Source organism: Bacteroidales bacterium, from assembly GCA_018334875.1.
Taxonomy (GTDB): Bacteria; Bacteroidota; Bacteroidia; order Bacteroidales; family UBA12077; genus JAGXLC01.
Map to the genome: position 1 here is coordinate 1 of JAGXLC010000262.1, position 5,903 is coordinate 5,903.

Genomic DNA, 5,903 nt, shown 5'->3' on the forward strand with positions numbered 1-5,903 from the left:
CAGCTTCAAGGGAACTGGTGTTTCTTCCCTCCCGCACCCCTGGCTCCGGCAGTTGCCGGATGTATCCACCCGCCATAACCTCTGAAGTTATTGCATCTTTATTAATATTTTCCCACCAACCTTTAATTTCATCGTGCGCGGGTTTTCTGCCAAACAATGCAAATCTGCCAACCATCTCTCTTAATACCATACCTTAGCCTCTCTACAAACCGCTCACCCCTTTAGGGGCCAGGGGTGAGCGAGGGAGCAATCCTCCAACATCTCACAACCTTTACCTTATTCTCTCCACCACTTCCTCGATATCCTCAAACACCTCATAATTCTTAACCCGCAACACCCGGATTCCATACTCTTCCATTTCACCTGTTCTTCCAATGTCGTATTTCTTTTGCCCGTTATGTATTTCACCATCTATTTCAACCACCAGTTTGGCCTTATGACAATAGAAATCTTCAATGAAACGCCCGATCGGATGCTGTGGCTTAAATCGGACTCCCAGTTGTTTGTTCCTCAGCTTTTCCCAAAGCATATTTTCCGCCCCGGTCATGTTTTTTCTCAGGCTTTTTGCCCTTTGAAATATTTCCGGCCGGGCATTGTAAAACATGCTTCTCTCAATGGTGTGTTTTTTCATAGATTATTGGTTTAATCTTCAGTATTCCCTCGCTCACCCCTGGCCCCTAAAGGGGAATCCCGCCCGCCATCACATCTAAGGCTTTTTATCTCTTCATATATTTTCTAAACTTTCCTTCTCTCGCGCGTGGGTTTTCTACCGGCTGTTACCTTTCTCACCCCTCTATCCCTTGGAACCAAACCTTTCCTCTTCTACAGACTAAATGCTCCTTCAGGGGTTAGGGGTGCGCGCGGGCCGGCCCCACCCCTCCTCCACCGTCAACCCGTAAAGATCATATACCATCTCATCGATCTCCGCCTCCAGGGCGCTGATGTTGGCGTTAGGAGCGTGTTGTTTATGTTCTTTCACATCCTTCTTATTGCGATAAACATACCTGTCAAACTCATTCTCATCGAACACGAACCAGTTGTTCAGATCGGTCACCACCAGTTGCCTGATGTGGATGTTTTCTTTGTCGATTCTTTCGTGCAGGTAATACCGAATCAGCTCGTGCACGGCCTTGGCATCGAGGTTATCCGTTGAAGGCATCTCCGTCTGGTTGCCGGGTTTTTTTGTTTCTATAAGCACGGCCGGAGCGCTTTCGGGTTTTTTGTCGCTGTGGATTACCAGATCGGTTCGCTCCCTCGTATTGATGAAATGTTTCCCCTTGTACCACGTATCGTTCAGGAAGGTGTTCAGCAGGTTCTTATGGTACTCCTCGGATTCGTACGGGTTCATATCGGAAAGCATCTTTTGCAGGTTGGTTTTGAACCGCTCCATCTCCTGCCTGCTGATCTTTTGTTTCAGATAGGCTTTGTTGAGCGATTTGCGGGGTGTGAGGATGTCCATATTGTTATCTCCAGAACTAAATATTTGAAAAAATTTGACCTGCTCCGTTCAATTATCCCAGGATTATTTCAAAGGTAATAAAAATGGAGGGAATTTAATTTTTTTATCTGATTTTAGCCCAGCCGGGGATGCCATCTATTTTCATCCATCCAGCCTTCCCCGGGTACTGGAAATCTGTTTTTATGAAAGAAAAAAAATTCCAGAATCATCCTCAGAGAAACCAATAAAATCAATTCAGCCTTTGAGCTGCTCAGGTGGGCATTTAACAGTACCATAAGAACAAAACACACAGCAGTCCCCTTGTTGAGGTTTTAGCAGTGTATGGCAATTCTCACACTCGTAAAAATGCTGACAAGCATTCGCAGGCATTTCTTCTTCTTTTTGATGCCCACAGTTCGGGCACGTTATGACAGAGTTATATTGGATTTCCATAATCATATACTTATTTTTATTCCAGTGATGTTGACCTCTTCCGGGAAATTGACCCCGGGGGTCAATAACTGCCATACTGGCATTTTGACCCCCGGAGTTATTTCCATAACTTCTGGATCTGTTTTAACACAAAAAGCTAACTCAGATCTTTCTTTTTTTCTTCAAATTCCTGCTTATCGATCTCACCCCTGGCATAGCGTTTTTTTAACACATCAAGGGCAGAATCTCTTTTTACGGCTGCCGGCGAGGTGCTATGCATCGTTGCTCTTACTATGAGCCAGATAATGAGGCCGATAACAATGAGACCGATGATCCAGCCCCAACCCATTCCATGGCCGAAGCCTTCCATTATACAATTATTGTATCCTCCTGTTAATCCGTACATCATCATTCACTCCTTTCTTTCCCTTTTCTTATTGTTTATATATTTTGTTTATACCAAAAATACAACTTAAATATTGATGGTGTTTTACAGAATTATGACTAAGATTTGCAAACTGATGAGGAGTATAGAGAAGGCCTTACAATTGGGGTAAATCGGACTAGTACTTCCGGAAGCAATGTAACTTTAGGTACCATATATAGCAAGGCTGAGGGTGAAGTGGGGCCGGCTATTATGATCTCAGGGATGCACAGGATTAGTAACAATTTTACACTGCTTTTAACAATTATTAAATCCTACTTTTGGATTAAAATAAAGCCCATTTAACGAATTGGCAGAGATTTTGTATTATATATTGATGGATTTAACTGCTTATTAAAACTATGGAGAAACCCGCAATTTTAATTGCAGATCCTGATGAGCATAGCAGACTTTTGCTTGAAGAAATGTTTCAGATGATGTCCCAATACTCAGAAAATTATCAGGTATTGTCGACTTCTTCTGGAAAGGAAGCAATCCATTTTTGTCATGCATATAAGATCAAGCTTATCTTTACTGAAATACGTTTAAAGGATATGGATGGTTGGCAGCTAACCCAAAAGGTCAACAAGTTGTATCCTTCAATACCCATTATCATTCAGACTGCCGTTATAACGGATGATATTGCACAAATGGTAAGGAATTCGGAAGCTGATAGTTATCTTGCCAAGCCCATCAATATTTATAAGATGCAAAAGAAAGTTCAGAGTGTTTTGTAAATATCCTTTTCTTTTTAAAAAGTAAAGTCTTTTACTCTTAGCAATATATATTTAACAAAATATGAATATTTTCAAAAAATCTTTTTAGATTTACACTCAATTTATTTCAACCAATTGGTAATTAAAACTTTTATAAAATGACAAAAGCAGACATAGTAGACAAAATCTCCCAAAAGACTGGTATTGAAAAGATCGTTATTGAAAAAATAGTCGAAGGCTTCATGAAGACCGTAAAAGAATCCATGATTGGTGGTCAAAACGTTTATTTAAGAGGATTTGGAAGTTTCATAGTTAAGAAGCGTGCTCAGAAGAAAGCACGCAACATTTCTAAAAATACTGAAGTTGTTATTCCAGAACATTATGTTCCTTCGTTCAAACCATCTAAAAAATTTGCCAATAGGGTTAAAGAGAATGTGAAATAAAACATTAGTTTTTAATTAACCGTTTATAATTTTCTTTGATCTCCTTAATCCGCTCTTCCTGTTTTTCTTCCGGGAATTTCTCTTTGACCCTGGCCTTTTGCCCACTCTGTAGTTCATAATCTCCATCGACGTTCATTTCTACATCAGGCATACCTTCACTTACAGTAGCCTTCACAAACCCATTGCCATAGTCTCCTTTTACATTGGGTGTGGCTCCGGGAACCATTTTAACTCCGTTTACCACTCCGAAATCAAATTCCAGTTCATATAAAAAATCAAAATATTGTGCTCTCCTTTATGGTATTGGGAGTTTAGAGCCAACAATCCGAAACACAAAACCTCCCGTTAAAATGAAGGAGCTTACTGCACCTCAGTTCGCAGAGGTCGTGGAGAAGTCCAATGGCACCTGTATTATACCCATGGGTGTGCTTGAATAACACGCCCCCGTTTACCTCTGGCTTCCGACGTCATCCAGGCACGGGAAATTGCCAAAGAGCCGATGAACGAGTACAGCACTGATAAAAAGATCTTGTCTGTTCCAACGGGTAAATGTCATTGAATCACAAATATAAAGCCACAGAAGGAAAAACTTCCGCATCCTTCTATGGCCTTTGGTGATTCCTATAAAATGCTTCAGGCTAAACTTTTTCCTTCCATGCCCACAATCCGGCGCCGGGATTGGAAATGTAATAGACCTGTTCACCGTCAGGCATCTCATTATACCCTTCTTTCATACGTTGTGGCGGATACTTTTCCATCATGGCATCTAAATCAGCATACTGGAAATTGACCGACTCGATTTCCTCTTTTGACAGCTTACCGGCGCAGAAGGTAATGGAAAAACGGTTCTCTGAAGATCCGTGTATCAAATGAGCAGCGACGCTCAGGTTTTGCTGAAGGTCCCTGTTGTTTTTCGTTAACTCAAGAACCCGGGGCGTACCTACATATCCGTACTTTCTGATCAAACGGTCATGGGTCGGATCTTCTCCGAATTTTTTGACTCCCGGAGCCAGAACGATGAGTTCTCCTCCATCGGCAATGGCCATTCGTGTTCTGTAAATGCTTTTATTCCCCAGCCACGTGCTTTCATATTCTTCCGGATCCAGATATACCACTACTTTCTCCAACGGTTTTTCCAGCATGGTGAAATTTACATTGATCGATAGTTCGGCTGCTTTCTCAAAACACTTCATGTCGTTACCGATATATAACCCCCGCATAACCATCTCACCGTTGCTGTCTCTATCCATTACGGTGAGTATATAAACGATGGGCAAATGATTTGTGAAATTCCGGGAAGCATAGTTCAGCACATCCCTTACCGGTGTTTTCGCCCGTCCCATCATCCGTTCCATACCATAAACAGCTCCCAGAAAATGGCTTTTGTTGATGCCTTCACTGCCTCCGGTACCTACAAAGATGTTTTTGTTAAAATTGGCCATTCCTGTTACCTCATGGGGTACCACCTGGCCAATAGAAAGGATCAGGTCGTGGTCTCCTTCAACCAGCATTTTATTTACCTGGGCCGGCCAGGAATAATCAACTTTTCCTTCGGAGATTTTCTTCAGGTATTCGCCGGGCACTTCGCCCACGTTAACAACGTCATTGCGCCAGTCGTGCACATGGAAAAGGTCTTTGGGCACATCTCCGTACATTTTATTGATCTGTTCCTCAGTCATCGGGGCGTGAGTACCTAAGGCAGGCAATACGTCTGTTAACCGGTCCTGAAAATAATCATGGGTAAGCTGCGTGATCAACCCGCCTTCTGAATGCAAACGGGTATAATCGGGAGGGATGGCCAACACCTTTTTCTTTGCGCCCAATTGATCGAAAGCCGAATACAATCCTTCCCGAATGTCTTCAACCGTTAGTGCTTCCTTTTCCGAACCTTTTTCGAAATAGATCCTGCTCTCTTTATCAGAATATTTGGTAGTCTTCAGCTTATCGGCCGGTTTCATATTTGTTAAACCACCCACCACGTAAGCGGGTAACATGGTAAGGCCAGCGGCTGCCGCAGCGGAATTCTTTAAAAAAACCCGTCTGGAAATCCTGGAATGGTCATTTTCTTTACTCATGGCTAAATGGTTTTAAATGAATAAAACAATGAGAAAGATATAAAAAATAGATGAATTTTTTATGGACTGGGTTTGATTTTATCCAGAAGAAATGATTATAATCTGTCCCCTAAGTTCTCCGTGTCCCTCCGTGACCTTCTTTGTGTTCTCAGAGGTTAATATTATATATTTGAACCACAGAGTTTCACAGAGAACAAATATGGAGTAACACAGAGGTAATTTATAAGAATTATTCCTGTTTAGAAGTAGGCACGATCCGATCGAATGCAAGGCCGCTTGAACCCTCACCTCTGCCTGTTTTTTTCCGGACCCCCAGCCAGTTGATAATTTTTCCCTGATACCACCTGGTCCGCTGAAATGACCGGCTTACCTGGA

General features: G+C 42.2%; 8 protein-coding genes. 2 read left to right on the forward strand and 6 right to left on the reverse strand.

Annotated elements, in window-relative coordinates; all coding sequences use genetic code 11:
* The 4 genes from KGY70_15860 to KGY70_15875 all read right to left on the reverse strand — a co-directional run.
* Nucleotides 1-190 (reverse strand): hypothetical protein (locus KGY70_15860; protein ID MBS3776672.1); only part of this gene is annotated, 190 nt, incomplete at its 3' end.
* 81 nt (nucleotides 191-271) lie between these two features.
* The gene (locus KGY70_15865; GenBank protein ID MBS3776673.1) at nucleotides 272-604 is read right to left on the reverse strand and encodes an endonuclease domain-containing protein; all 333 of its coding nucleotides are present in this window, start codon (nucleotides 602-604) and stop codon (nucleotides 272-274) included.
* 237 nt (nucleotides 605-841) lie between these two features.
* A complete protein-coding gene (locus KGY70_15870; GenBank protein ID MBS3776674.1) occupies nucleotides 842-1,459 on the reverse strand; it encodes a hypothetical protein in 618 nt (205 codons plus the stop codon).
* A gap of 568 nt (nucleotides 1,460-2,027) precedes the next feature.
* On the reverse strand, nucleotides 2,028-2,282 hold the full coding sequence (locus tag KGY70_15875) for an SHOCT domain-containing protein (GenBank protein MBS3776675.1): 255 nt from the start codon (nucleotides 2,280-2,282) through the stop codon (nucleotides 2,028-2,030).
* A gap of 374 nt (nucleotides 2,283-2,656) precedes the next feature.
* Here KGY70_15875 and KGY70_15880 point away from each other — a divergent pair, with 374 nt between their 5' ends.
* Both KGY70_15880 and KGY70_15885 read left to right on the forward strand, forming a co-directional pair.
* Nucleotides 2,657-3,031: a response regulator gene (locus tag KGY70_15880; GenBank protein ID MBS3776676.1), complete on the forward strand. Its 375-nt coding sequence runs from the start codon at nucleotides 2,657-2,659 to the stop codon at nucleotides 3,029-3,031.
* A gap of 137 nt (nucleotides 3,032-3,168) precedes the next feature.
* Nucleotides 3,169-3,453 (forward strand): integration host factor subunit beta, encoded by a 285-nt coding sequence (locus KGY70_15885; protein MBS3776677.1) that lies wholly within the window; start codon nucleotides 3,169-3,171, stop codon nucleotides 3,451-3,453.
* Between the two features lie 4 nt (nucleotides 3,454-3,457).
* On the opposite strand, the gene KGY70_15890 is transcribed toward KGY70_15885, so the two are convergent.
* Nucleotides 3,458-3,697: a hypothetical protein gene (locus tag KGY70_15890; protein MBS3776678.1), complete on the reverse strand. Its 240-nt coding sequence runs from the start codon at nucleotides 3,695-3,697 to the stop codon at nucleotides 3,458-3,460.
* Nucleotides 3,698-4,091: 394 nt separating this feature from the next.
* Entirely contained in the window at nucleotides 4,092-5,411 is a 1,320-nt protein-coding gene (locus KGY70_15895) for a DUF2088 domain-containing protein (protein MBS3776679.1), read from the reverse strand.
* Nucleotides 5,412-5,903: the final 492 nt, after the last annotated feature.